Annotated in this window: 19 protein-coding genes, 13 tRNA genes, 1 pseudogene and 1 CRISPR repeat array; of the genes and pseudogenes, 4 read left to right on the plus strand and 29 right to left on the minus strand. The window is 32.7% G+C overall.

Features of this window, described 5'->3' with window-relative positions; translation table 11 throughout:
• Positions 1 to 221: 221 nt before the first annotated feature.
• The 8 genes from PY770_RS04435 to PY770_RS04470 all read right to left on the minus strand — a co-directional run bounded on the left by PY770_RS04435 (position 222) and on the right by PY770_RS04470 (position 11,080).
• Positions 222 to 770: a hypothetical protein gene (locus PY770_RS04435; protein WP_275045819.1), complete on the minus strand. Its 549-nt coding sequence runs from the start codon at positions 768 to 770 to the stop codon at positions 222 to 224.
• A 102-nt stretch (positions 771 to 872) separates the two neighbouring features.
• Positions 873 to 1,646, minus strand: coding sequence for a nicotinamide riboside transporter PnuC (gene pnuC / locus PY770_RS04440; protein WP_275045820.1), 774 nt, complete (start codon positions 1,644 to 1,646; stop codon positions 873 to 875).
• A gap of 355 nt (positions 1,647 to 2,001) precedes the next feature.
• Positions 2,002 to 3,753: direct repeats of the CRISPR family, unit length 36 nt; unit sequence GCTCTTAATCTCATTAGAATGACGTACTTCTAAAAC.
• Between the two features lie 12 nt (positions 3,754 to 3,765).
• Entirely contained in the window at positions 3,766 to 4,440 is a 675-nt protein-coding gene (gene csn2 / locus PY770_RS04445; RefSeq protein ID WP_103428488.1) for a type II-A CRISPR-associated protein Csn2, read from the minus strand.
• On the minus strand, positions 4,437 to 4,742 hold the full coding sequence (gene cas2, locus PY770_RS04450) for a CRISPR-associated endonuclease Cas2 (protein ID WP_041817833.1): 306 nt from the start codon (positions 4,740 to 4,742) through the stop codon (positions 4,437 to 4,439). Before cas2 ends, csn2 begins: the two co-directional genes overlap by 4 nt.
• Entirely contained in the window at positions 4,720 to 5,625 is a 906-nt protein-coding gene (gene cas1 / locus PY770_RS04455; RefSeq protein ID WP_056958675.1) for a type II CRISPR-associated endonuclease Cas1, read from the minus strand. The genes cas2 and cas1 overlap by 23 nt, the downstream gene beginning before the upstream one ends.
• A 197-nt stretch (positions 5,626 to 5,822) precedes the next feature.
• Positions 5,823 to 9,815: a type II CRISPR RNA-guided endonuclease Cas9 gene (gene cas9 / locus PY770_RS04460; protein ID WP_275045821.1), complete on the minus strand. Its 3,993-nt coding sequence runs from the start codon at positions 9,813 to 9,815 to the stop codon at positions 5,823 to 5,825.
• A gap of 88 nt (positions 9,816 to 9,903) precedes the next feature.
• Complete coding sequence (locus tag PY770_RS04465) at positions 9,904 to 10,908, minus strand: serine hydrolase domain-containing protein (protein WP_056958670.1); 1,005 nt, start codon at positions 10,906 to 10,908, stop codon at positions 9,904 to 9,906.
• 99 nt (positions 10,909 to 11,007) lie between these two features.
• Positions 11,008 to 11,080 (minus strand) — tRNA-Gln (locus PY770_RS04470).
• Between the two features lie 106 nt (positions 11,081 to 11,186).
• On the opposite strand from PY770_RS04470, the gene PY770_RS04475 reads away from it, so the two are divergent.
• Positions 11,187 to 11,260: transfer RNA gene (locus PY770_RS04475), tRNA-Glu, on the plus strand.
• Positions 11,261 to 11,405: 145 nt separating this feature from the next.
• Entirely contained in the window at positions 11,406 to 11,945 is a 540-nt protein-coding gene (locus PY770_RS04480; RefSeq protein ID WP_139571222.1) for a metal-dependent hydrolase, read from the plus strand.
• A gap of 148 nt (positions 11,946 to 12,093) precedes the next feature.
• Here PY770_RS04480 and PY770_RS04485 read toward each other — a convergent pair.
• From PY770_RS04485 to PY770_RS04535, 11 genes are all read right to left on the minus strand, one after another.
• A tRNA-Leu gene (locus tag PY770_RS04485) sits at positions 12,094 to 12,178 on the minus strand.
• Positions 12,179 to 12,206: 28 nt separating this feature from the next.
• Positions 12,207 to 12,277, minus strand: a tRNA-Cys gene (locus tag PY770_RS04490).
• Positions 12,278 to 12,332: 55 nt separating this feature from the next.
• Positions 12,333 to 12,405: transfer RNA gene (locus tag PY770_RS04495), tRNA-His, on the minus strand.
• A 14-nt stretch (positions 12,406 to 12,419) separates the two neighbouring features.
• Positions 12,420 to 12,490: transfer RNA gene (locus PY770_RS04500), tRNA-Trp, on the minus strand.
• A gap of 6 nt (positions 12,491 to 12,496) precedes the next feature.
• Positions 12,497 to 12,579 (minus strand) — tRNA-Tyr (locus PY770_RS04505).
• A 5-nt stretch (positions 12,580 to 12,584) separates the two neighbouring features.
• Positions 12,585 to 12,657, minus strand: a tRNA-Phe gene (locus PY770_RS04510).
• Positions 12,658 to 12,717: 60 nt separating this feature from the next.
• A tRNA-Asp gene (locus tag PY770_RS04515) sits at positions 12,718 to 12,792 on the minus strand.
• Between the two features lie 9 nt (positions 12,793 to 12,801).
• A tRNA-Val gene (locus PY770_RS04520) sits at positions 12,802 to 12,874 on the minus strand.
• Positions 12,875 to 12,878: 4 nt separating this feature from the next.
• A tRNA-Glu gene (locus tag PY770_RS04525) sits at positions 12,879 to 12,950 on the minus strand.
• An 18-nt stretch (positions 12,951 to 12,968) separates the two neighbouring features.
• A tRNA-Ser gene (locus PY770_RS04530) sits at positions 12,969 to 13,060 on the minus strand.
• Between the two features lie 9 nt (positions 13,061 to 13,069).
• Positions 13,070 to 13,142: transfer RNA gene (locus tag PY770_RS04535), tRNA-Asn, on the minus strand.
• Positions 13,143 to 13,409: 267 nt separating this feature from the next.
• Here PY770_RS04535 and PY770_RS04540 point away from each other — a divergent pair.
• On the plus strand, positions 13,410 to 14,063 hold the full coding sequence (locus tag PY770_RS04540; RefSeq protein WP_275045822.1) for a VTT domain-containing protein: 654 nt from the start codon (positions 13,410 to 13,412) through the stop codon (positions 14,061 to 14,063).
• Here PY770_RS04540 and PY770_RS04545 read toward each other — a convergent pair.
• The 6 genes from PY770_RS04545 to PY770_RS04570 form a co-directional block, all read right to left on the minus strand.
• The gene (locus PY770_RS04545) at positions 14,060 to 14,704 is read right to left on the minus strand and encodes a TIGR01906 family membrane protein (protein WP_056957442.1); all 645 of its coding nucleotides are present in this window, start codon (positions 14,702 to 14,704) and stop codon (positions 14,060 to 14,062) included. The two genes, PY770_RS04540 and PY770_RS04545, sit on opposite strands and share 4 nt — an antisense overlap.
• On the minus strand, positions 14,688 to 15,467 hold the full coding sequence (locus tag PY770_RS04550; RefSeq protein WP_014082133.1) for a TIGR01457 family HAD-type hydrolase: 780 nt from the start codon (positions 15,465 to 15,467) through the stop codon (positions 14,688 to 14,690). Before PY770_RS04550 ends, PY770_RS04545 begins: the two co-directional genes overlap by 17 nt.
• A gap of 5 nt (positions 15,468 to 15,472) precedes the next feature.
• On the minus strand, positions 15,473 to 15,997 hold the full coding sequence (locus PY770_RS04555) for a YutD family protein (RefSeq protein WP_014082134.1): 525 nt from the start codon (positions 15,995 to 15,997) through the stop codon (positions 15,473 to 15,475).
• Positions 15,987 to 17,384 (minus strand): bifunctional metallophosphatase/5'-nucleotidase, encoded by a 1,398-nt coding sequence (locus PY770_RS04560; RefSeq protein ID WP_275045823.1) that lies wholly within the window; start codon positions 17,382 to 17,384, stop codon positions 15,987 to 15,989. The genes PY770_RS04555 and PY770_RS04560 overlap by 11 nt, the downstream gene beginning before the upstream one ends.
• Positions 17,385 to 17,514: 130 nt before the next feature.
• Complete coding sequence (locus PY770_RS04565; RefSeq protein WP_014082136.1) at positions 17,515 to 18,363, minus strand: fructosamine kinase family protein; 849 nt, start codon at positions 18,361 to 18,363, stop codon at positions 17,515 to 17,517.
• A gap of 24 nt (positions 18,364 to 18,387) precedes the next feature.
• Complete coding sequence (locus PY770_RS04570) at positions 18,388 to 19,719, minus strand: amino acid permease (RefSeq protein ID WP_103428521.1); 1,332 nt, start codon at positions 19,717 to 19,719, stop codon at positions 18,388 to 18,390.
• 249 nt (positions 19,720 to 19,968) lie between these two features.
• Here PY770_RS04570 and PY770_RS07160 point away from each other — a divergent pair.
• Positions 19,969 to 21,301 (plus strand): annotated as a pseudogene (locus PY770_RS07160) (ISL3 family transposase).
• A gap of 57 nt (positions 21,302 to 21,358) precedes the next feature.
• Here PY770_RS07160 and PY770_RS04590 read toward each other — a convergent pair.
• The 4 genes from PY770_RS04590 to PY770_RS04605 all read right to left on the minus strand — a co-directional run bounded on the left by PY770_RS04590 (position 21,359) and on the right by PY770_RS04605 (position 24,227).
• On the minus strand, positions 21,359 to 22,552 hold the full coding sequence (locus PY770_RS04590) for an acetate/propionate family kinase (RefSeq protein WP_014082138.1): 1,194 nt from the start codon (positions 22,550 to 22,552) through the stop codon (positions 21,359 to 21,361).
• 25 nt (positions 22,553 to 22,577) lie between these two features.
• Positions 22,578 to 23,594 carry a class I SAM-dependent methyltransferase gene (locus tag PY770_RS04595; protein WP_275045824.1) on the minus strand — a complete coding sequence of 339 codons (1,017 nt, stop codon included), beginning with the start codon at positions 23,592 to 23,594 and terminating at the stop codon, positions 22,578 to 22,580.
• Positions 23,595 to 23,659: 65 nt separating this feature from the next.
• On the minus strand, positions 23,660 to 23,827 hold the full coding sequence (locus PY770_RS04600; RefSeq protein WP_156843444.1) for a hypothetical protein: 168 nt from the start codon (positions 23,825 to 23,827) through the stop codon (positions 23,660 to 23,662).
• Positions 23,793 to 24,227 carry a competence type IV pilus minor pilin ComGF gene (locus PY770_RS04605; RefSeq protein WP_103468009.1) on the minus strand — a complete coding sequence of 145 codons (435 nt, stop codon included), beginning with the start codon at positions 24,225 to 24,227 and terminating at the stop codon, positions 23,793 to 23,795. The genes PY770_RS04600 and PY770_RS04605 overlap by 35 nt, the downstream gene beginning before the upstream one ends.
• Positions 24,228 to 24,343 lie beyond the last annotated feature (116 nt).

Here is a 24,343-nt window from a genome sequence, read left to right on the forward strand (position 1 = left end):
TGAAATTATTATTGATCATGCAATTATAATTGCATAGCTAACTTAAAACAAATTATTGCTAAAATTATTATTAAAATCAAAATATTAGAAATTTTTAAAGTATATTTCTTTTTGTGTTTAGATGTATCAATATTAAATTTAAACATTATTACTCCTAATCTCATTAGAATGACGTACTTCTAAAACATCCTAAGACATATCTTAAATCTCTTAGTAGTTTATTAGAGTATCTGTTTGTTACGAAAATTGTCTAACCATTCATTATAGTCTTCAAAAATTTCAAAGACCAAATCTGTACGAGAAATCTTGTGCAAATCTGTTAATGTATCTGGTAGCCCCTTTCCAACCGTTTGGAACAATGCAACTGCAGTAATTAATTCAGTATTATTAGCATCCATATAGACACCTTTACCGTCAGTAATATCTACTACTCTTTGTGCCATTACTGATTGGTCATAAGCCATAGCAGGTCTTAAGACAATTCTAACTGACTTATCTTCTTTTCCCGCACGATAGTGATAAGTTTTAATAAATAACTCGTCGTCAACGTCAGAAACAATCTTCCCTACTTCTTCTTCATTAATAGCTGACTTATAGTTAGCGTTTTCTTTCTTAGCAAGTTCTAAAGCCCTTTGTGCTTGTTCTAATTTTCTTTTTAATACTTCAGCATCATCTTCTGCTTGTTTGTCTTCTTGAATACCTTTATCAATTTCTTGTTCAGTTTGACTATTTTTCTTAAATCTCTCTAAACTTTTTTCTCTTGAGGTCATAGTGAATCTCCCTATTATCGTTTTAGTTTCATTGATAATATATAAATATATGTATACAAAAAAGGCTAACCAAATTAATGATTAGTCTTCTATTTGTTTTAATTATTTAGATTTATGACTAAGCTTATTCCAGTTATAAGCACCTTGTAAACTATTAATAAAGAAAATCATATAAGTTACAAATAATGCTGGACTAGCTGTTCCGAGTTGGAATGAAGAAAACCATAAAAATATTGCTGTAATGTTACCTAATATCCACACTACATATTGTTCTTTCTTTAAGTTTAATTCTAGTAAAGAACCTGTAAGAGCAAGTGCTAAGGTGAGGGAATCCCAGAATAAACTAGGGTCGTCAGTTAAACCAAATAAATAATAAACAATTCCCCATGCAACTACAAAGAAAATAATATACTTAATCCAGTCTAACCAAGACTTGAAAGATTCTACATGGATGTCTTCATTCCACTGGGGGTCTAAGATACAGAATAAATCTAGTGCAAAAAAGTAAACCAATTGTTCTACAATATTAGCATAATTGTGTGCAATAGCAGCAGATAAGATAATAAACACTGCTGAGCATGCCGCAGCCCATCCCTGGATAGGACTTAAATTACTAATGCCACAAACTGTCAATACTGCTAAGTTAGAGCCAATAAATCCAAAAATTGCTCCCCATAATAATTCTGGAGAAGGACTACCCATAAGAGTAGTTGCTAAAATATAGACTTGTAAGATAAAGTTTACTACTAATAAAGCATAACTAATCTTACTCCAACCTTTTACTTGACCCAATAGCCATTTAAAATATCCCTTACGAAAAATATTCTTAGAATATTCTGGTAGGTTTGTCAAAACTCTCTTATAACTCTCAAACATGTATTCTCCACCTTATGTTTAGTTTTTATATTCATTTATCATTATGACACAATAGTTTATTTATTACTAACTAATCCCTTATCTGTTCGTTTATCTACCGTTACTGCAAATTTTGCATTATTCATTTAGTTATCCACCTATTCGTTAAATTCTTTTGCATGGTCAACTCTATGCTTATCTTCTAACAAATATTGAGAACTATTGAACTTTTTATTGGTGAAAAACTCTAGGTTATCCACAGAACAATTTTCCTTATCTTTGTCCTTATGCTTTAGCATTGTTAAATTGTCTGGGTTATCTAAAAATAAATAAGCAACAATTTTATCTAGTCTATCAGTAACAACGTCACCTTTATGCTCTTAATCTCATTAGAATGACGTACTTCTAAAACTTAACTTTATCGTTAGCATATTGTTGTTGAGCTCTTAATCTCATTAGAATGACGTACTTCTAAAACCAGAACGAGGACTTGCAAAACATACAATTGGCTCTTAATCTCATTAGAATGACGTACTTCTAAAACATGTGGACACCAAAATCAGTATTAGTTGCTGCTCTTAATCTCATTAGAATGACGTACTTCTAAAACTATTAATTGTTTTTAATTCATTTAATAATAGCTCTTAATCTCATTAGAATGACGTACTTCTAAAACCTAATATTATTGATGTTGGAAATGAAATTTGCTCTTAATCTCATTAGAATGACGTACTTCTAAAACCGTAGCTCTAGTTTCGTCCACGTCATCTAGGCTCTTAATCTCATTAGAATGACGTACTTCTAAAACGCCAGGCTTCCAATTATCGTAGTAATATCTGCTCTTAATCTCATTAGAATGACGTACTTCTAAAACGGTAGTTGGTTCTTTTTTTATTCGCGCATAGCTCTTAATCTCATTAGAATGACGTACTTCTAAAACAAGCATAACAACAACTTTCATCGTTATCAAGCTCTTAATCTCATTAGAATGACGTACTTCTAAAACAGGCCACGATGGGCGAATTAGTAAAGTTGAGCTCTTAATCTCATTAGAATGACGTACTTCTAAAACCTAGCCACGTCTTGTTTTCGGGTATCTCGAGCTCTTAATCTCATTAGAATGACGTACTTCTAAAACTAGTATTTTACTACATAACCATTCACTACTGCTCTTAATCTCATTAGAATGACGTACTTCTAAAACCCCGTTGAGGACTAATTGTTTTCCGTTGGTGCTCTTAATCTCATTAGAATGACGTACTTCTAAAACTAGTCAGCGTACTAGCAGTCTGTTCAACTTGCTCTTAATCTCATTAGAATGACGTACTTCTAAAACTAACAATTGACTACATGTTAAAAGTAGAAAGCTCTTAATCTCATTAGAATGACGTACTTCTAAAACCAAGATATAGGCAATCAGCATTGTTATCGGGCTCTTAATCTCATTAGAATGACGTACTTCTAAAACAACGTTTCACTTGATCCAGCCTTAAATAAAGCTCTTAATCTCATTAGAATGACGTACTTCTAAAACTCAATGCTTTAAAAGAAACACAATACGGAGGCTCTTAATCTCATTAGAATGACGTACTTCTAAAACGTTTGTTTGAAATTAAAGAAACATCAATATGCTCTTAATCTCATTAGAATGACGTACTTCTAAAACATACTTCAAGCAAGCATAGGCTAGATGAGTGCTCTTAATCTCATTAGAATGACGTACTTCTAAAACTTAGACCTAATCGATGGTTGTTTTTCCCACGCTCTTAATCTCATTAGAATGACGTACTTCTAAAACAAAGAAATTAAAGAACAGAAAAAAGAAATTGCTCTTAATCTCATTAGAATGACGTACTTCTAAAACTGGCTTATCACTATTCAATAATTCATTCACGCTCTTAATCTCATTAGAATGACGTACTTCTAAAACAGACACTTGAAGCTCTTGTCCAGTCTTCGAGCTCTTAATCTCATTAGAATGACGTACTTCTAAAACAAAAAATTAGGCCCTAAAGCTGGATTAAGCGCTCTTAATCTCATTAGAATGACGTACTTCTAAAACGTTGCCCCTTTCGTCCACGCTTGCCATGAAGCTCTTAATCTCATTAGAATGACGTACTTCTAAAACCGTCTGTAATATTCACCTATCAGCAGAATCCCATCTCACAAAGTCTCTGTCAATGCAGTAATAACGGCATTCTTCTAGAAAAGTGGAATAATCTTCACTTGAAAAATCTAAAATAAGTACGTTCAATTCTAAAGTTTTAATCATTTGAACCAGACTTTCAATCTGATTGGAATACAAATAATTAAATAGATTTTTAAGAACTAACAACTTTTTTGAATCAAATTTCGCATATAAATTAAGAACTTCTTTAATTATATCATATGGATTATCATGATTCACATTCAACAATTTAGTACCTGTATATGCATATTGTTTATTAATATCCCAATCTTCATCAACTTGGATGGGAAAATCATCTAAATAAGCGGCACCTAAAAAAATCTCTTTCATTTCTGCATCGAGTTGAAATAACCGTTTTCGATTATCATCATTTAGATTATTTAATACATCATTTTTAATTTTTGTTTTAAATTTTAGGGTTTGCTCAGTATTAGTCACTACATCGTCTAAATTAACTAAACTTAGTTTGGCATCAATTTTTTCATCATCTTGACTTAAAACCAGACGATCAAGATTTTTCAAACCATTAATAACATCAAAATAAAATTTTTTATTTGTAGTTTGAATGATAGTAAGCTCCCCTTTTTCAATTTCAAAGGGGCTATAAGGATAAAATGTAAGTTTCAAATTATCACCGTCCGATCTGAAGTATTTCGAACATCATCTTTTTTCTCACCAATCAAAAAATTCATACTGTTGTATTGCTTTTCCGTTACCATTAAAGTTTGGACTAGTCCCTTGCTAGGTAAATATGTAGAAATTCGATTTTCAGTAAAAGTCGCTGATTGACGACTCACGCAAACCTTAGCGTAAACCGAATATTGAATCATTAAAAATCCTTCATTGATTAGTTCTTTACGAAACTTGCGATAATTTCGTTTTTCTTCACTTGTTTCAACTGGCAAATCAAACATTACGATTAATCGCATTACCCGATACCTCATTTCCAACCTCCAAATCAATTTTAACTTCATCAGTTTCTTCAGAAAGATATTTCAAACAATTCTGAACGTGACTTTTAATGGCATTTCGCAAAATAGTATTTTTTCCATTAAACTTAATTTCTAGATTAAATAAATCAACTAATCCGTACTTAATGTCTGGAGTTAGTTCTTTAATATCTTGTTGACTTACCCACAAATCAACAATCGGACGAAATGGTTCCATTAAGTCAGAACCTAAGTTAAATTGATTTTCATCACTATGATGATGAATTCCTAATTGAGTTAAATATCCTGCTGCTGAAATATTCAAATCAACAAACGAAAGTAAAATTGAATATCCATAATTAAGGGCGGCATTATATGGATTAAAATCACGTCTACCAAAACCATCTTCAAAAAGTAGTGGAAAATATTTTCTGGCAATAACGGCTTCACGATTAGTCAAATCGTTAATTTCAATTTTAGCAAACTCATAGTTCAATTCTTCTGTATCAATTTTTTTCTTTTGTAAAACTTCAATCTGCATTTTCATTTTTTCAGTAGCAATCCAAGTCCATAACATTTCTTTGCGATTATCATCCCAATTAAATTGTTTTTCTAATAACAAATATGATCGATTATTTGGAAGATAATTATTGGTTTCTGTAATTGGTTGTCCGACCTTATCTGAAAAAATAACTTTTGCTGAATTATTTGCCAATTCGGCAACTGCTCGTGCTGTTATAACTGCCTGTGTAGTACTAATTAATAAAACTTCAATGTCATCAATTGGAATTTCATTAATTTTGCTATTAGTTTGAACGATAATTCTCCTACCTGAATAAGAAATTTTTGCGTGCTGCGTTATTACAATTGTCCTCCAACCCATGTTCTTCTCCTTGACAATATCTCAGATATTGTTTATATTTATTTTGTTGGTTGGAATGCCAGCATTTTAATCTCATTAGAATGACGTACTGAGTTAAAATCAAACAAGGTCTTGTGCCAAGTTTTATCTTCTGAGCCCTTAAGGGCCATACATATAAGAAAAGGAAGCTATCTTCTAGCTTCCTTTTTGTTTTGCATTTAAAAATCAGAAATTTTAACTTTTCGTGAAAATAATCCAGTTGGTGATTGGTAAATTACATTTGCATTTTCACTTAATTTAATTCCAGTATTTCTTATAAATCCACCAAAGTAAGATGGCAATCCAATATTTTTCAAATTACTCATAGTAGGATTAGCATGAGTTGCCAGTAAGAAATCAGTTATCGTTTTCTTCTTATCATTAAATTCTAGATTATTGAATTTTTCAACTACTTCATTTAAATTTTTAATTTCATATAATGGCATATATTTATTAGTACTATCAACAATATTTTTAAATAATTGATTGATAGTAACTTCATCAATAGATTTATTGTTACTTAAATCATTTAAAAGTTTCATATCAAGATCAGATAAAACAAGTTGATTAGCATTATATTTATATTGTTTACTGCCAATCACAAATAATGCACCATTTTCACTAAATAATTGATTTTTTAAAACTTTAGGTAAAACAATTTCGAATTTCTTATTAGAAAATTGTGATTTTAAAATTTCTTTAATATCATTATTCTTATTAATTTTTAAAAGTGGTACATTCGCCATTCTATATTCGTTATCTTTTTTCCCAATCACTTTAACTAAAGACATATATTTTCTTTCTTCATGTGTATAACCACCATATATATCTGTTGGCCGATTATCCTTTGGTTTTATTAATTGCCGTTTTTTAATATCATGAGCTGGTGATGGGTACAAAGTTTGTTTAAATAAAGCCCCATGATTAGTTTCCAATTCCTTAGTAACCAACATCTTCTTAAAGTGATAGACATTTTTCATATAACCTAATAAGGCATCCGTATCTTTAGCAATCTTCCCATCTTTTTCATTCAATTGGTGAGCTTGTTCAAATTTATAAAGCATGTTAAATGACTTCAAATTATTAATTTCAGTTTTAGCAAAATCACCGTATACAAAATAAGGTTTCAATTTAGGATATTGTTGTAATAGCCAGTTTCCCACAAAAGCCGTTAAATATGCATCAAAGGCATGATGATAATCATTAACATTTCGGTTCTTATAGAAATTGAATTTTTCCCGCATGTGATGAGTTAAATTTGCTTTAATTGTCACAATGTTAGTTCCTTTTTCTTCAGAATAACGATTATGAAGTATTTCAGCAGCTAATTTAATTACTTGTCTCGTTTCAACTAGCTGACGATTAATAAAACGTCCTTGATTATTAAATTTACTAATTGAATTAGGTGTAAGCGTTAAATTATAGTATTTTTTATTGCTAATTAAATGAGCTGCTTTTAATCGTTTCCAAAATGCGTGCATCTTAGTACCGAATAATTCACCTGGCAATTGATCTTCTTTTGAAACCCGATTATTTCTTTGAGAAGTAAGGACCCGATTATCTAACGAATTATCTAAAATAAATGATTGAGGCAAAATGTGATCAATGTCATAACTAGATAAATCATCAATATTTAATGGTTCACCAGTATATAAATCTTTTCCGCCTTGTGTAAAGTATAGATACAAGCGGTCTGTAAACTTATCTTTATTTTTAATTTTGTCCTCTAGTTCATCTTTAACACTATCATTGTCAAACCAACTATTAGTAATATCCTTATAAACATTTTCTAATTGTCGACTTCTAGAATTAGTTAAGCGATGGTCGTTAGAATCTTCACGGGCGAACTCCATCATAATATTAGCTGGTTCATAACCAACTGCATTAATAATGTCATCGACCACTAAAATAACCTGACGAATGGCTTTTTTATTTTGAGGTGAAGTATATAAATCATTGATAACATCTTTTAAATTTTTCTCTTCTAAGTGAGCACCATTATGATCAGCAATTGATTCTTTAAATGATTTTTGGTTTACGATTTGCATAAAGTTTTGATTATCGCTCCACAAAAGATCAATAATTCGTTGCCCATTATCATCAACTAAACCAGCAAGTAATTCTTTAGATAATTTACCCCAACCTTGGTATCGAAGTTTAACAACTTGATTACGTTGTTTTTCCGTAAGCCATTTAAGCTCTTGAAGTTTTAAGGCAAATATATGTTGATCCTCAAAAATCGTTGACCACTCGATGATTTTTTCAAAGTCTGCTTCTCGATCAACATCATCTAATTCATTACCAAAAATTTTGGCTAAATCGATATAAGTCGTTAATCCGTTATTTAAATTCTTTTGGTCAGTTGTTCCCTTAACTTCTGGAGCGTAAGGATAGTCACCTTTAATTACTAAGGCATCTGCAATCTTTTTCAAGGTCACCCGCTTGTTTTTCTTCATGACATGTTCATAAAGATATTGCTTTTGTCCAGGCGTAATCGTTTCTTGATTGATTTTTAAATTGTTTAATTCATTTAAGACTACAAATTTTTGGTATAACAAACTATTTTTAGGAAGCACTGGTTCACCAATTAAATAAGTATCGGTCGTAGTCATTCTAGTAATAAATTTGGTAGCAGTTTCAGTCCGATCAACTTTTTCGTCAAAATTCCAAGGGGTAATTTCACCTTGTTCTTTTCTAATCATCCAAGCAAACTTACCATTATTTTCTTGATTACTATCGGTAACTTCAACCATTGGCCCAACGTAATAAGGAACTTGGAAAGCAACTAACTCATCAAGTTTATACTTAGCTTGACGACTTCGTTTTTCGTTCGGGTTTAATTCTGCTAAGAAAGGGTAGTATTGTTTTTGACTTTCAATGATTTGATCTAATTCTTGTTGTTGTAATTGATGTGGGATGGCACCGTTCTCTTTAGAACGTTGTTTAGGTAAAAAGTAATCATGATCTAATAAATCATTAATTTTTTGTGATAATTCTGAATTAACTAAGTTCTTTTGAATTCGTTTCTTTAAATCTTCAAAAGAAATCTTTTTATTATTTTCCCCATCAATATATGCTGAATAAGCTTCTTTTAATTCCTTTGCATGTTTCTTATCAGAACTATCAATTACTTTTTTCAACATTGCTAATTGATTTTTATGATCATCGTAACGGTTAATCATCGCTTCTGATAAAGTTTTTGCATTTTTATCAGTAACTGAGTTATTTAAAATATCAGATAAATTCAAAGCGAAATAAAGTTCTTTCAAAATTAAAAGAATTTCAGAATCTTCATCCGTCATTTGGGATGATAAACCTTCAATTTTATCGTCAAAATCATCACTATTGAAAGTTAAGACCCATTCTTTAGGATTTTTCACCTCAATGCCAAAAATCACATCAAATTTAGCTTTATTACCTAAAATAGCCTTGAGGATTTCTCCCGTAACTTTCTTACTATTCTTATCAGTATCTTTATCAATTGGAACATACAATAACTTCGATAATTCTTTTTGCCGATCAGATCTAGTTTTGGCGTTATCACTAAGTACTTTTACATATTGATTAGCCTCATCAGTCACAAGCCGTAAATCACGTCCTTGATTTTCAAAGATGTCATTCAACGCTTTAAAAGATTTTTCTAAATCAATTTTTCCACCTTTAAAATCTTGCACATTTGCTTGATTCAAAAAATGACCACGATATTTAATAATATGGTGCATGGCTAAGTAAATTAATCTAATATCAAATTTTTGTTCTGGATGATTAATAATTGCTTGCCGCAAATGATAAATTGTTTTGTAATCATGATGAAATTTTTGATCATCTAAATTTTCGTCATCAAATAAGATATTCCCAAACATTGTTTTATTTGGATCTTTGGGCGAAACGTTTGATTGTTTTAATCTGGCAAAGAAACTTGGATCAACTTTTGCAATTTCAGTAGCAAAAATTTCGTTTAATAACCGAAGCCGCCATTTTCGACGAGATAACCGTCTTCTAGTTGTTCTAAAGCCACGACGATCAGCTGCCGATTCTCCTTCTTTAAATAAACGAACTCCGATTCCGTTGTGTCCCTTAATATGTAATAAACGATTATCCAGTTCAGTGGCTGACCACCCAACTGAACTCGTTCCAATATCTAGTCCAATATTATATGGTTGTTTATTCATTAGAATTACCTCATTGTAATTTTTTTAAAATCAGTTAGTTTAATTATACTATACTGTCAAAACTTAATAAGCATTTAACAATTTTATTCTAATCAAACAAATCCGATAAGTAAGCATCAATCATATCTTGGCGAGCATCGATAAATCGTTCACTGACATCAGGATGTACACGATTAGATAAGAATGTGAAAGCACTCTTTCTTTCCCGTACTAGAATCATTAAAATTCCTGTGTAACCTGTTTGGTAAATATATGAATGGCCTTCATAATCCTCTAATTTCCAGCCAAAAGTCCGCGTTCCATTTTGCATTGGAGTTTGATTACAGAACATCGCATCAAAAATATTTGGTGTGTAAACTTTGCCAGGTTGTGTTAATTGCAACATCCATTGTGCAAATTTATCAAAATCACGTTGGGAACTAAACAAACCAGCTGACCCACAGTTCGATCCTAAAATTTGAGCTTTGGGATCATGGACTTTGGCAACCCGATTCATGCCAGTTTTTTCATCATAAGTAGTTGGCACTGTTCTTCTAGCATCTGGATGAAAAGTTGAATCGATCATTCCTAATGGAGTTAATACCATATGAGTAATCAGTGGTTGAATTGGCAATCCAGTGACAACACCTGCAATCCACCCTAAAAAAATAAAATTAACGTCTTGATATTTCACTTCTTTTCCAAAGTTATGTCCTGTATGAAGACCTAAAAGTGCTTGACGTAATTGGTTCATATTCATTTCATTGCGATTAGGTATGTATCCTTCTATATCTGAAGTATGTGTTAATAAATGACGAATGGTAACTTTAGGAAATTTCCATTCTGGTAGATAGTTAGTAACTGAATCATCAAGGCCAATTTTACCCTCTTGTAATAGTTGCATAATTACTGGAACAGTTCCCATAACTTTAGTCATTGAAGCAACATCGTATAATTGATTTTGTGGCAAAATTTCTTTCGTTGGTTTCAATTGCTTGTATCCTGCAACGTGATCTTCAACATTCAAACCAGTAATAAATGAATAAGAAGCACCAGGTACAATCTCATCATTTATCATTTGATTAATTAATCCTTTAACCTTTTCAAAACTCATATTTATCACCCCTATTAAACTCATTATAATGGTTTAAAATTAATTATCATAATAAAAAAAGCCGCTAAATAGCGACTTTTCTAACATACTAATATAGTATTGGGCATACGGGATTCGAACCTGTACATTATGGATTCAGAGTCCACTGCCTTACCAGTTTGGCTAATGCCCAATAAATTACATTAATAATCTTACAATGATTAAATAGCCATGTCAATTTGAAATTAACATTGACATAAAACCATTATATTAGTAAAATTAAAACGTTATATCTTTATTGCCCGTTGGTCAAACTGGTTTAAGACGTCGCCCTCTCAAGGCGGAGCTACGAGTTCGAGTCTCGTACGGGTAATTTAATTATCAAATCCTTAACAAAGCCTTAAATTTAGCTTTGTTAGGGATTTTTATTTTGGAAAATCTACACAAACGTTGATATACCGCCTATAATAAGAGTTAATGATAGCTATAAAGGTTTAAAATTAATATAGGAAGAGAACATGTTAGGAAAAACTCATTTGGTATCATCTGAAGCGATATCTTTAACCGCTGTAAATTATTACTCACAAACTAATCATGTAACTGTACCATTAGTGATTACTACCATCATCTTCGCCTCAGTTGGTTTTGGAAGTTTACTTCCCGATGTTGATTCTCGTAATAGTGAATTAAATAAAACTACAATCTTTGGTTTATTTTATAAGCATTTTTTTATTAACGTTAAACATCGTGGATTCACGCACACATTATGGAATGTCTTTCTATTTATGTATATTAGTCTTTTATTGGAATCTAATCATTTTTACATTGCGGTATGTATGTTTGGTATTTCAATTGGAATCCTAATTCACATCATTGAAGATGGATTTTCAGCAAACAAAGTTGATATTTGGTACCCCTTCGTTTTAAAAAATACCAACAAACATAGGCACTTTTTCCATTATAAAGTTGGTGGTTTTATGGAAAAATCGATGTATGTTTTATTTTGGGTATTACTGGTAACATCTTTAAAAAATGCGTACTTAATTTATTTAAATTAATTTAATACAAAATAAAAGCGTGTGGACTAATAGTTCAGGCGCTTTTATTTTGTATTATAAGTTGCACTTAATCTTAAAAAATTTAAATTAAAAAAAGACTTAGTACTAACGTTTTACCGTTATACAAAGTCTTTTAATTATTTAGTTATGCCGAGAGCGGGGGTCGAACCCGCACGATCGCAATGATCACTGGATTTTGAGTCCAGCGCGTCTGCCAATTCCGCCATCTCGGCAAGAGCTTGCTTGATTGTGACAATACTAAGGCGGTAGTCGGATTTGAACCGACGATGAAGGTTTTGCAGACCTCTGCCTTACCACTTGGCTATACCGCCATAAATCATTTGAATCAATTGCCCTCTTCTTGCTTTAAAGCAAGACAATCAAAAGGGCGGTAGATGGGAATCGAACCCACGCGTGTCGGTACCACAAACCGATGTGTTAACCACTTCACCACTACCGCCATAACATCATAAACAGGGATGACAGGAATCGAACCCGCACTAGCGGTTTTGGAGACCGAGGTACTACCGTTATACTACATCCCTATTAAATGGAGGGGAGTGGATTCGAACCACCGAACCCGAAGGAGCGGATTTACAGTCCGCCGCGTTTAGCCAGACTTCGCTACCCCTCCATAAATGGCGCTGGACAGAATCGAACTGCCGACACACGGAGCTTCAATCCGTTGCTCTACCAACTGAGCTACAGAGCCATACCATTTATGTTTATGCTGTTTATTTAATTTTATAGTTGCATGTATAACCTGCAACAACGGTCCGTACGAGACTCGAACTCGTGATCTCCTGCGTGACAGGCAGGCGTCTTAAACCGACTGGACCAACGGACCATATTATAATGGAAGATACAGGGATCGAACCTGTGACCTCCTGCTTGTAAGGCAGATGCTCTCCCAGCTGAGCTAATCTTCCAAAATGACCCGCACGGGATTTGAACCCATGTTACTGCCGTGAAAGGGCAGTGTCTTAACCACTTGACCAGCGGGTCATATTAATAAATTTCTTACGGAGAGTGAGGGATTCGAACCCTCGAAACAGACGTTCATCCGTTTACATCATTTCCAATGATGCTCCTTCGGCCAGCTCGGACAACTCTCCATAATACTACTCCGACAGGCGGGCTCGAACCGTCGACAACCTGATTAACAGTCAGGTGCTCTACCAACTGAGCTATGTCGGAATGAAAACTAAAAATTAATTGCCCTATCAGACAACTACATAATAATAACACGATAAGCGATATAACGTCAAGAAATAATTTAAAATTAATCATCAAAATCATTTCTCAATCTCCCTTACCGGCATTAATAATATTACCAGTAAAGATTAAAAGCGTCAATATCTTTTTCAATTAAATTTAATCAATTTTAAAGTTTTATCGTTTCAATTGTTTGATAGAATATAAGTATTGCATAAAACACATTATGAACGGAGATTTATAACTAATATGAGTACATTGATTGATTTTGTTTTACACATCGATAAGCATCTAATTACCATTGTTAATAATTTTGGTGATTGGACCTATCTAATTTTATTTCTAATAATATTGGTAGAAACCGGTGCCGTGATTCTTCCGTTTCTTCCGGGAGACTCACTTCTCTTTGCTGCAGCTGCTTTAGCAGCTAATCCTAAATACGGACTAAACATTTGGATTTTTATAATTTTATTTCTAATTGCTTCGGTAAGTGGTGATTCATTAAACTTCTTTATCGGTAAGAAAATAGGAATGGCAATTACCGAAAACCGCTTTCTTAGTAAATTTATTAAGAAAAAGGATTTCGATCATGCTAGAACTTTCTTTGATAAATATGGAGCGGTTGCAATTTTTATCGCGCGTTTTATGCCAATTGTAAGAACTTTCGCCCCATTCGTTGCCGCAAGTAGCGATTACAAATATAGTAAGTTTATCAAATACAACTTAACTGCTTGTATTGCATGGGTTACCCTTTGCTGTGGTGGTGGTTATTTCTTTGGAAATATTCCCTTTGTACAAAAGCATTTCTCAATTGTAGTAATTTCAATCATCTTCATTTCACTTATTCCAGTCATCATTGGAATAATCAAAAGTCACCTAAATAGTAAAAACGAACAAGCCTAATGCTTGTTCGTTTTTATTTGTAATTTGCCATAACCATAAAAACCAATTAATAATAAAAACACTAAACCAAACCACACTGCAAAACAACATAAAAAATATTGATCCGGTAATACATTAATTATCGGATCTTTTTTTGGACTAAAGACCCAGTTATGATTAGGAAAAATCATTTCGTGTAAATAGATAAAAATATCATTAAAATCGATTAAACAAATTAACATTAATAACCATAAAATAATCATGGTACGTTTTAAATAATCAGTTAATTTCCAAAGTTCTCGTTGAATAATTTTTTTATACCAAGTAATTATCAAATAAAGAGTGCTTAACGCTAAAATTAGATAATCAAGCATAACTAACTTACGTACATCCGTAAAATGCTCATACGCACCTTTAGATAAGTGATAAGGGGTTAAATTCATGCCATTAATAAATGGATCCTGAATAAAATCCGTCATCACTTTCAAATTATGTAGCAAAACATTTAGTGAAACATGATATTTATCATTCAAATCTAAATATTTAATCACAATCCCATAAATGAAATTTGCATTGATAACCAAAAAAGTACTCATAGTGATTGAAAATAAAATAATCATCATTAAAAGCACGTAATCACGTTTATTATAAAATCCATTCATCAAAATTATCAATCTCATTCGTTGGTTTATTTGGTAATTTAGCAACTTCATCCCGTTTAGAAACACCAGAATAAACTAATAGAGTGTCGACACCCGCTTTAATTCCTGCAGCAATATCAGTATCATAATTATCCCCTACCATCACAACTTCATCTTTTTGTAATCCCATCCGTTTTACCGCATTATTCACGATTAAATCATTGGGCTTTCCAATAATAAAGGGATTAGTATGAGTGGCGTAACGGACAGAATCAATAATTGCTCCAGCACTGGGAATCATACCTTGTTCACTGGGGATTAAAGTATCGGCATTTGTTCCAATGAATTTAATCCCCGCATTTACGTAAAGTACAGCTTGCGCTAGTTTTTGATAGGTTAAATCTCGATCTAGGGCAACTACTACATAACTAGGATTGGATGAGTACAAATCAAATCCATTTTCAGTAAGGAGTTGTTTTAACCCCTTTTCACCAATCACATAGGCACTTTTAGTTAACCCATGCTTAACAACATCATTTAGTAAGTATTCAGTAGTCGCTTGTCCAGAAGTATACACATTACTTTCATTGACAAAAATATCGTGATTGTCAGCTAAATTTTTAACCACGTCAGCTGGCTGCTTAGTCGTATTATTGGTGACAAATAAAAATGGAATCTGGTTCTTTTGAAGTCTTTCGACAAATCGTTTGGCCGCTGGAATTTTAATTTTACCTTGATAAATTGTTCCATCAAGATCAATTAAATATCCTTTATATTTTTTCATGAATATTAGTCCCCACTTTTTTGGCGAATAGTAAACTTACGATGATGATTAGGTTTAGTTTGCTTTTGCGGTTGTCGCTTGGGTTTATTTTCGTGATTCTTTTGGATATTACTCTTTTGATGATTACGGTTTCTTGGACGAGTAATTGGTTTCTTGTTTTCCTTTACTTTACTTGCTTCAAGATTATGTAAAACAAAATAACTCGAACCAAAATTACAATAATCAATTAAGTAATCTTGAATTGAACTCTTTTTTAAATCACTTTCAACATTACGTTGATCGTCATAAAAACCTTTTAATCGTAATTGTCCATAACCAATATCACCAACAATATAATCAAAATGAGTAAAAATAGGATTAAAAGTATTCTCAAACTGTCCTAACTCAAATCCATCATTTTTATTAACAATTAAATTATACAAATGACCGTTAATTTTTAAAGTATTTTCATCAACTCGCTTTATATCTGCAAGCTTCGTTCTAGCATCTTTACGAGTATCAATTAATTCTTCAATTTCACTATGCTTCATTCTTTTCATTCCTTATTGGATATTTTTTTGCTAAATACTCAGCAAAAATTTGTTTTAAAGTTCCATCAAAATATATTTTATTTTTACCAGCAATATCAACAGTTGGGAAAAATGGAATAAAATCATAATGATCAATTAATCCAACTTCATATTTTTTAAATAAAATTATTTGTTTTCCATGCCATAATACGCGATTACGTTTATCATCATATTCAACTCCATCGTACTCTAGCAAGCCAAAATATTTCCCACGAAATCCCATTCCTTTTTGTTCAAAATGAATCAAGAACTTTTTATTCTTTTCCATTTCTTTAATTAAACGAACCAAATCAAATCCCCAAAAAGTTGTCTTCATGGCATGGATGTTGTGTGGAAGGACCTGTTGAATTTGATTCATATCAACAATTCCTTTTGGCAAATCTTTTAAAAATAAACCGGTATTCAAAATTGCCGCTTCAGTTTTCGTATAAGATTCAAGTGCTTTCAATCCAACCTCTATCATTGAATTATCAGACTCTAATGAGGTAGTTAAGGGCTTAGGTAAATCAGCAATTTTTTGATCAGCTAACATCGTGTGTCCTTGCTGATCAATTTCTTCGATCCAATCTTTGTCCTCGGGCTGACTAGCTAATTCGCTAACTTTAACTACTTCCGCCTGACGGTTTGAGACATGTTTTCCGTCAACGTTAAAAGTAATCACACCAACATAATGTCCCCATTTTTCGGCAGCAGTTAGCAAAGTCTGGTTTACTAACTTACCTGTTTTCAATAAATGATGGGTGTGACCACCAATAATTATTGAGATTTCTGGAAAACGTTTTGCAATTTCACCATCGTAATTAATACCGAGATGAGAAAGTAAAATCAAAACGTCATAATCTCCACTCCACTTTTTTAGTTGCTTGTTAATTGTTTCGTAGACTGGATAAACATTCCAACCAAGCATTTTAAAGGTGGGATAAGGAAAAGTTAAGGCCATAAATCTAAGCTTAGAACCATTCGGTAAAACATAATCAGCGTATGAATCAGACCATTGTGGTTTTTTGCCTGTTTCTTTTTCATCAACATTGTCTAAAATAACTTTGAAGTTAGCTTTATCATATAGATGTTCTAAGTCGTCATGAGAATTAGTCAAAACTTCATTATTTCCGACGGTTGCAACGTCATAATTAAGTTGATTTAAAAGTTCAACATTTGCTTGACCGTTAGTCACATCTGTTAAGGGATTAGAACGATCCATTGCGTCACCATCATCAACGCGAAAAATAGTGTATCCTTGGGATTCAAGTTCTTTTGTTTTACTTTGCATAAAACGTTTAATCTTAGGGAAATTTTCAAAATGTGAATGTAAATCATTAGTATGTAAAATGGCTACTTTATTTTTCATCTTCATTCCCCTCGTCTTAACATATATTTTAATTCTACCATCTCTCAAAAATTTAAACAGACAAAAAGGCCAACGTACCAAAAAAGCTCTCATTTGAAAAAAATCAAATGAAAGCTTTTATTTTTAGATACTAATTAAATGAGCTCAAAATTCCATCTAATAAAGACTCATAATTTTCACCAAAATAATAAACATGCATTAAAGCGTAATAAAATTGATACCAACTAACTCTTTTTTCAAATCCAGGTCTTAATGGATATGTATCGTTATACCCACGATAAAAATCATTATTAAACCCACCAAAGACGGTTGTAATTCCTATATCAAATTCACGGTCGCCATAAAAAACATCTGGATCAATTAACATTGGTTGATGATTGGCAGTGAAAATTGCATTTCCAATCCACAAATCACCATGTAAAAGACTAGGTTCAATTTTGTGGTTTTTATCATAATCAATGATTTGTTGTCTTAAAATTTGATAATGTTGTTCACGTGATTGATTCCAACGACCCTTTTCTTTAGCAAATTTAATCAAGGGTTCTAACCGTTGCTCAATAAAGAATTTAGACCAACTAGTCTGCCAAGTATTAATTTTAGGAAATTTACTAGCTGTAAAATTATGATCCAACCCAAATTTTTGCTGATGAATTTGGTGGACTTGGGCAACCATCTGACCCAAATTGTATTGATTACCAGTACCAATCTCAATCCAAGCTAAAAGCAAAAAGCCATCATGCTCAATTTCTCCGTAATCAATCACAGTCGGAACATTAGCAGCCTGTGACAATAATTTAATTCCCTCAACCTCGTGAGCAAAAAAACTTTTACCTCGATTCGGTTGAACTTTTAAGAATAAACGTCCTTCGTCACTGATTACTTCATAAGAATCGTTAATGTCCCCACCAGCAACTGGTTTTAAACTTTTTATATTTGTTAGTGGTAATTGAGCTAACCATTCATCTGATAATTTTTTCATCTGATGCCTCTTAATAATTTTAAATTATTTTAATTTATAATTGGCAAATAAATACATTACAACAAACCAAATTACTGAACCGAGTAACGCAATCAAAGTCGATAATTGGAAAAGAAGAACAATTGAAACCATTACCATAAAAGCGAGCACAAATAAGTTGGAATATGGAAAGAGTGGCATTTTAAAAGGTAATGCTTTGATTTCTTCAACACTCAATGACTTCCGGTACTTATAATGAGCAATCACAATTAGTGACCAAATGTATAAGAAACAAGTCGTTGCTACACTAGAAATGAAGTCAAACACGCCACTTGGAATAATGATATCAAGAATAACTGACAAAGCAATCAATAAAGTACATAAGAGAATGGCATTGGTAGGAAGACCTCGTTTTGAAAGAATTCCTAATTTTTTTGCAAACTTATTTTTGCTTCCTGAAGTAAGAGAATACAACATTCTTCCAGTTGTAAAGACCGCACTATTACAAGAAGAGACGGCAGCGGTTAAAACGACAAAATTAACAATGGCGGCTGCTGATTTAATTCCAATTCCTTGAAAGACTTGAACAAAGGGACTTGAATCTGGTGATACATAAGTCCAAGGGTAGATACACATTAAAGCGACTAACGCTCCAATATAAAATAGGATAATTCTAACGGGAACATCATTAATACATTTAGGAATAATTTTTTGCGGATCTTTAGTTTCAGAAGCAGTCATTCCAATCATCTCAACTCCAACAAAACTAAAAACTACCATTTGGAAAGAAAGGAAGAACCCGCTAAACCCATGTGGGAAGAAACTTACATTAGTAATATTACTAACAGAAGCATTTCCAACGGGAGTTTTGTAATTAATTGCAACGAGGATTACCCCAACGCCAATTAATACTAAAATTGCAACCACTTTAATAATGGCAAACCAGAACTCAGTTTCTCCAAATGCAGATACAGTAATTGAATTCATAAAAAATAAAATTACTAATAAGAACAGAGCAGTTACCCAAATTGGAAGATGAGGATACCAAAACTGCATATATAACCCGGCAGCTGTAATTTCAGCCATTGCAATGGTTATCCAACAAATTAAGTAGGTCCATCCAGCAACAAATCCTGTTTTTTTGCCTAAATACTTATCAATGAAATCAATAAATGAAACACTGCTTGTATGTGACAATAATAGTTCGCCTAGTGCTCTCATCAAGAAGAAACAAGCTAACCCAGCAATCAAATATGCAAGTAGGATTGATGGTCCTGCAAGATGAATCGATTTACCAGCTCCCAAGAATAATCCGGTTCCTATCGTTCCTCCAAGAGCAATTAGTTGAACGTGACGACTTTTTAAACCACGTTCCATGTTTTGTTCATTATTTTCAGTCAATTAAATACGTCCTTTCAAATTAACAAATAGATTAACTAAATTATACTTGTTTTTCCGAAATATGTCTAAATAAAAAAGACACTTGTTTAAAAAGTGTCTATAATTATGACTCTACAATTTTAAGTACTGATGGATTTAACATCGGTACTTATTTTGGTTTAAATTTAAAATAAAAAACGAAAGATGGCTCGGAACCCCGTCTTCGTAAAGAAAGGACCATCCTTCATGAATTATTCTACCAAAGCTGCTCTTGAAATTAAAGATCCCTACCTTGAATTAGATACAGCACACTTTAAAGATGCAATTGAAGATCAAGGTAACCAGATAATTGTGCATCTTATTCAGTCTTATCCTTTACATTGCCCGCGTTGCGGTCAATTAATGCTCAAGAATGGCTTTAAGCTTGTTAAAGTACTATGACCAAGCTTGCACTATGAGCCAACTATTTGGTCAATTCGTAAACAAAAATATCTTTGTAAGCCGTCACTAAACTGCCCACAAACGATTACCAAAGTGGCTAAAGTTGAGGACGTTAAGTATCACCATCATATCAGTTAAGCCATTAAACAGCGAGTTATGATGCAACTAACTGTTAATGAATCGCAAACCGATATTGCTAAGGAACTTGGCATCTCTGATTGGACTGTAAGACGGGTTATCTTTTAACCTCGATCAATTCTTCAAGCCTAACTACCACTGGCTACCACGACACATTGCTTTTGATGATTTTAAGTCTGGTCGCTTTGCGCCCAGTGGAATGAGTATGATCTTGATGAACATTGAAAATCACCGTACTTTAGACATTATTTTGTCACGACGAAGTCGCTACTTACGCAATTACTTTCTGCGTTACGACCGCTCGGCTCGTTTAGCGGTTCAAACAATTACGGTTGACCTGTATACACCTTACCGTCATCTTATTCATGAATTGTTCCCTCATGCCATTATTATTGCCGACCGCTTTCACGTGGTCGCCCAAGCATATCGTGCTTTGAATCAAATTCGTATCAAGGCTATGAATAGAGCCGGGAAAGGTACTCACCAGTGGCGAGCTCCTAAACACTTCTGGAAACTAATTTTAACCCCAGCAGGACTTCTTAAATATGATAACTATTGGTCACGCCATAATTTTGGTTACGCTCAGCTTACCGACGTTGAAGTAGTTCATCGCTTACTGTCTTTCGATGATGATCTAAGTCAGGCCTATCGTTATTATCAAGATCTAATTTTAGCCGTCAGTCATCGTGATCAAGGTGAATTGAATCAGTTACTCAGTCAAAAATAGACCACGCTACCTTGGCCACTCCAAAAGGTTCAACGAACCTTGCGGAGCCATAAATTAGAGATCATTAACAGCTTCAAATACCAAAACTATACTAATAGCCCAGTAGAAGGGACAAATAACAAAATTAAAGTCATTAAACGAACCGCTTATGGTTTTCGCAACTTCTTCAATTTTCGGGCTCATATCCTGCTCGCCCTACCTAATTCATATATTGCCATCAACTGGAACCATAAAAGAACAGCTCATGCCGAATTCCAGACACGAGCTGCTTGAAAACTTATTCTATTTTCTCATCAGTACTTCTTGACGAAGAGCCATAATTATTTAATTTTATTTATTTGCTAATGTTTGAACATCGCGTACAATCATCAATTCTTCGTCAGTAGGAACTAATAAAGTCTTAATCTTTGAGTCTTTTGCACTAATATCTCTAACAACACCACGAACGTCATTCTTTTCGTTATCAACGCCAATTCCAAAGTAGTTTAATCCTTCTGCTACTTCTTTACGAATAGTAATGCTATTTTCACCAACACCGGCAGTAAACACAATTGCATCTGCACCACCCATTTCAGCAAGGTAAGCACCAACATAACGAATAATCCGGTTAACGTAAATTTCACGAGCTACTTTAGCACGTGGATTAGTTGCTTGAGCTGCTTCAACTTCACGCATATCAGCAGAAACTCCAGAAATTCCAAGAAGCCCAGATTTTGTATTAAGTACTTTAATCATTTCATTGATATCTGTCATGCCTTCTTTTTCCATTACATAAGCAAGCAATGAAGGATCTACATCACCAGAACGAGTAGCCATGGTAATTCCTGTTACGGGAGTGAATCCCATTGAAGTATCAAATGATTTACCATTTTTAACGGCACAAATTGAAGCACCAGCACCTAAATGCATAATAATCATCTTCAAATCTTCAGCTGGTTTGCCAAGTAATTCAGCAGCACGTTGACTTACATAACGGTAACTAATTCCGTGGAATCCATATTTACGAGCACTATATTTTTCATAATATTCATAGGGAAGACTGTATAAGAAATTCTTTTCAGGTAAAGTTGCATGGAAAGCAGTATCAAAAACAGCCACACTAATAATATCAGGCAAAACTTTCTTAAAAGCTTTGATTCCAAGAACATTAGCTGGTTCATGAAGTGGTGCTAATTCAGTTAAGCTTTCAATTTTTTTCAAAACATCAGGAGTAATAACTACTGATTTATCAAAGTATTCACCACCAGCAACAACTCGGTGACCAACTCCATTAATTTCTGAGTATTCTTTAATAATATCAAGATCCAATAATTGATCTAATAAAATTTGAATAGCTTGTTCATGATTTTTTACATCTGTTGTTTTTTCATATTTCTTGCCATCACCATATTTAATTTCAACATGTGAAGCAGGAAGTGCAATTCTTTCAATTACACCTTCAGCTAAAACATTTTCTTCAGGCATTTCATATAATTTGAACTTTAAAGTTGAACTACCGGCATTAACAGCAATGATCTTACTCATAATTATCTCCCTTATTTTTTGAAATTTATTTCTTCAATAAATCTTTTTCTTCCCAATCAACAACTTCTTGCATGAATTTTTGAAAAGCATCGGTATCTTTAAATGATGGGAATTCTCCAAGCATTACTTTGTCTGCCTGTTTAGCACCATTACCGCGTTTTTGTAAAATCATAATTGCTTTTTGAGCACTTTCATTTAAAAACAATTCTTTTGGTAAATTTAAAACACCTTGTAAATAGACAGTGTCTTGCATCCATTTTAACAAACCTTTAGCTTCATTAGTTCGAAATAAGTTACTTGGAACAAGAAAGACTGCAAATTCACCCCCTTTTAAGTACTTAACTGATTGCTCAATTAAAAGGTGATGAACGTATGAATGACCTTTACTAGCTCTAGTTTCAAAACCAACTGTATTTTCATCAATTGGATAATAGCCAACTGGCAAATCAGAAACTACTAAATCGATATCTGGAATATCCATTTCAGCAAGACTGTCTTGATGAATCAATTCAATATCTAATCCTTGCATCTTAGCACTAATACTTGCAATTGAAATCATAGAATCGTCATTATCAATCCCAATTCCAGAAACATTCTCATGTAATTCCAAATTCAATTGATTCATCACCGCAGTTAAAAGATTTTCCGATCCAACTGCGGGATCAAGAACCTTAACTGACTTTTGTTCTTTGTATAAACGCAAAATCAAATATCCCATAATATAGGCAATCGTATCAGGAGTGATTTGATGAATTGCTTGGATTTTATCAACTTTAATTGCTCTAATCATAGCCATTTGGATAGCTCGACGAATCGAAGGAGCATCCATCTTTTTATAATCAACCGTTTTATAAAGTTCCGTCAATTCTTTGACAATTTTTTCATTTGGAACTCCATCTTCAACACGTACCGTCCCATTATCAATAATGTTATCAGCCGTTTCAATAAAGGCATCCAAATATGAAGTATTAAGGGCTTGCATTAATACCGTGGTAGATTGATCAAAGACTTGATATAAATCTGTGGTATCTTTTTCAGACAATATCTTCAGCTCCTTTAGCTTGTATCTAGGTTAATAGTAACGAAATTATTGTCATTTTTCAAGATTCATTGTTCGATTGTTCGTAACATATGAGCAATTCTTAAATTATTACTGTGAACCTGTGTATCGACAGTTTTTAATTGATAAGTAATCACGATAGCAACTAAAAATAAAAAAATAATTGCAATAAAAGTTAAACTACCTTTTCGTTGTGAGATTACTGGTAAATTCATAAGTATGTCCCCTTAGCTTAATCGCTGAAATAACATGATTTTGGTCTATTTTCCAATTTGCATCTTCAACATGCAAAATTAATGGCATATAGCCACCATCAGCTGTTTTCATTTTAATTTGATCTTTATAACGACTCACAATATAACTTTTTTGTTCTGTTTGACTATATAAAAATAATTGATTGTTTTTAATCATCAAACTTTTAAAAGCAAATTGTTTGGATTCAATTAAATCTAAATAACGAAAAATTTCACTTTCTTGTTGTTGGTTTAAATTATTTTTACGCATTTGTTGGAATGTAAATCCAATCAAACTAACTGCAATTGAAATAATTAATAAAGAAAAAATGGTCTCCACAAGGGAAAAACCATTTCTATGTTTATTTATTTTTAAATTCATAGATTCTCCTAGTTTCCATCAATTTATGATTACTTTGACTTAACCTTTGATTCATAACTTGGCTTATTGAAAAATAAAAGGTCCCAGCTGTACAAATAATGAAGAAACCAATTAAA

Origin of the sequence: Fructilactobacillus sanfranciscensis, from assembly GCF_029023685.1 — a bacterium.
Taxonomy (GTDB): Bacteria; Bacillota; Bacilli; order Lactobacillales; family Lactobacillaceae; genus Fructilactobacillus; species Fructilactobacillus sanfranciscensis.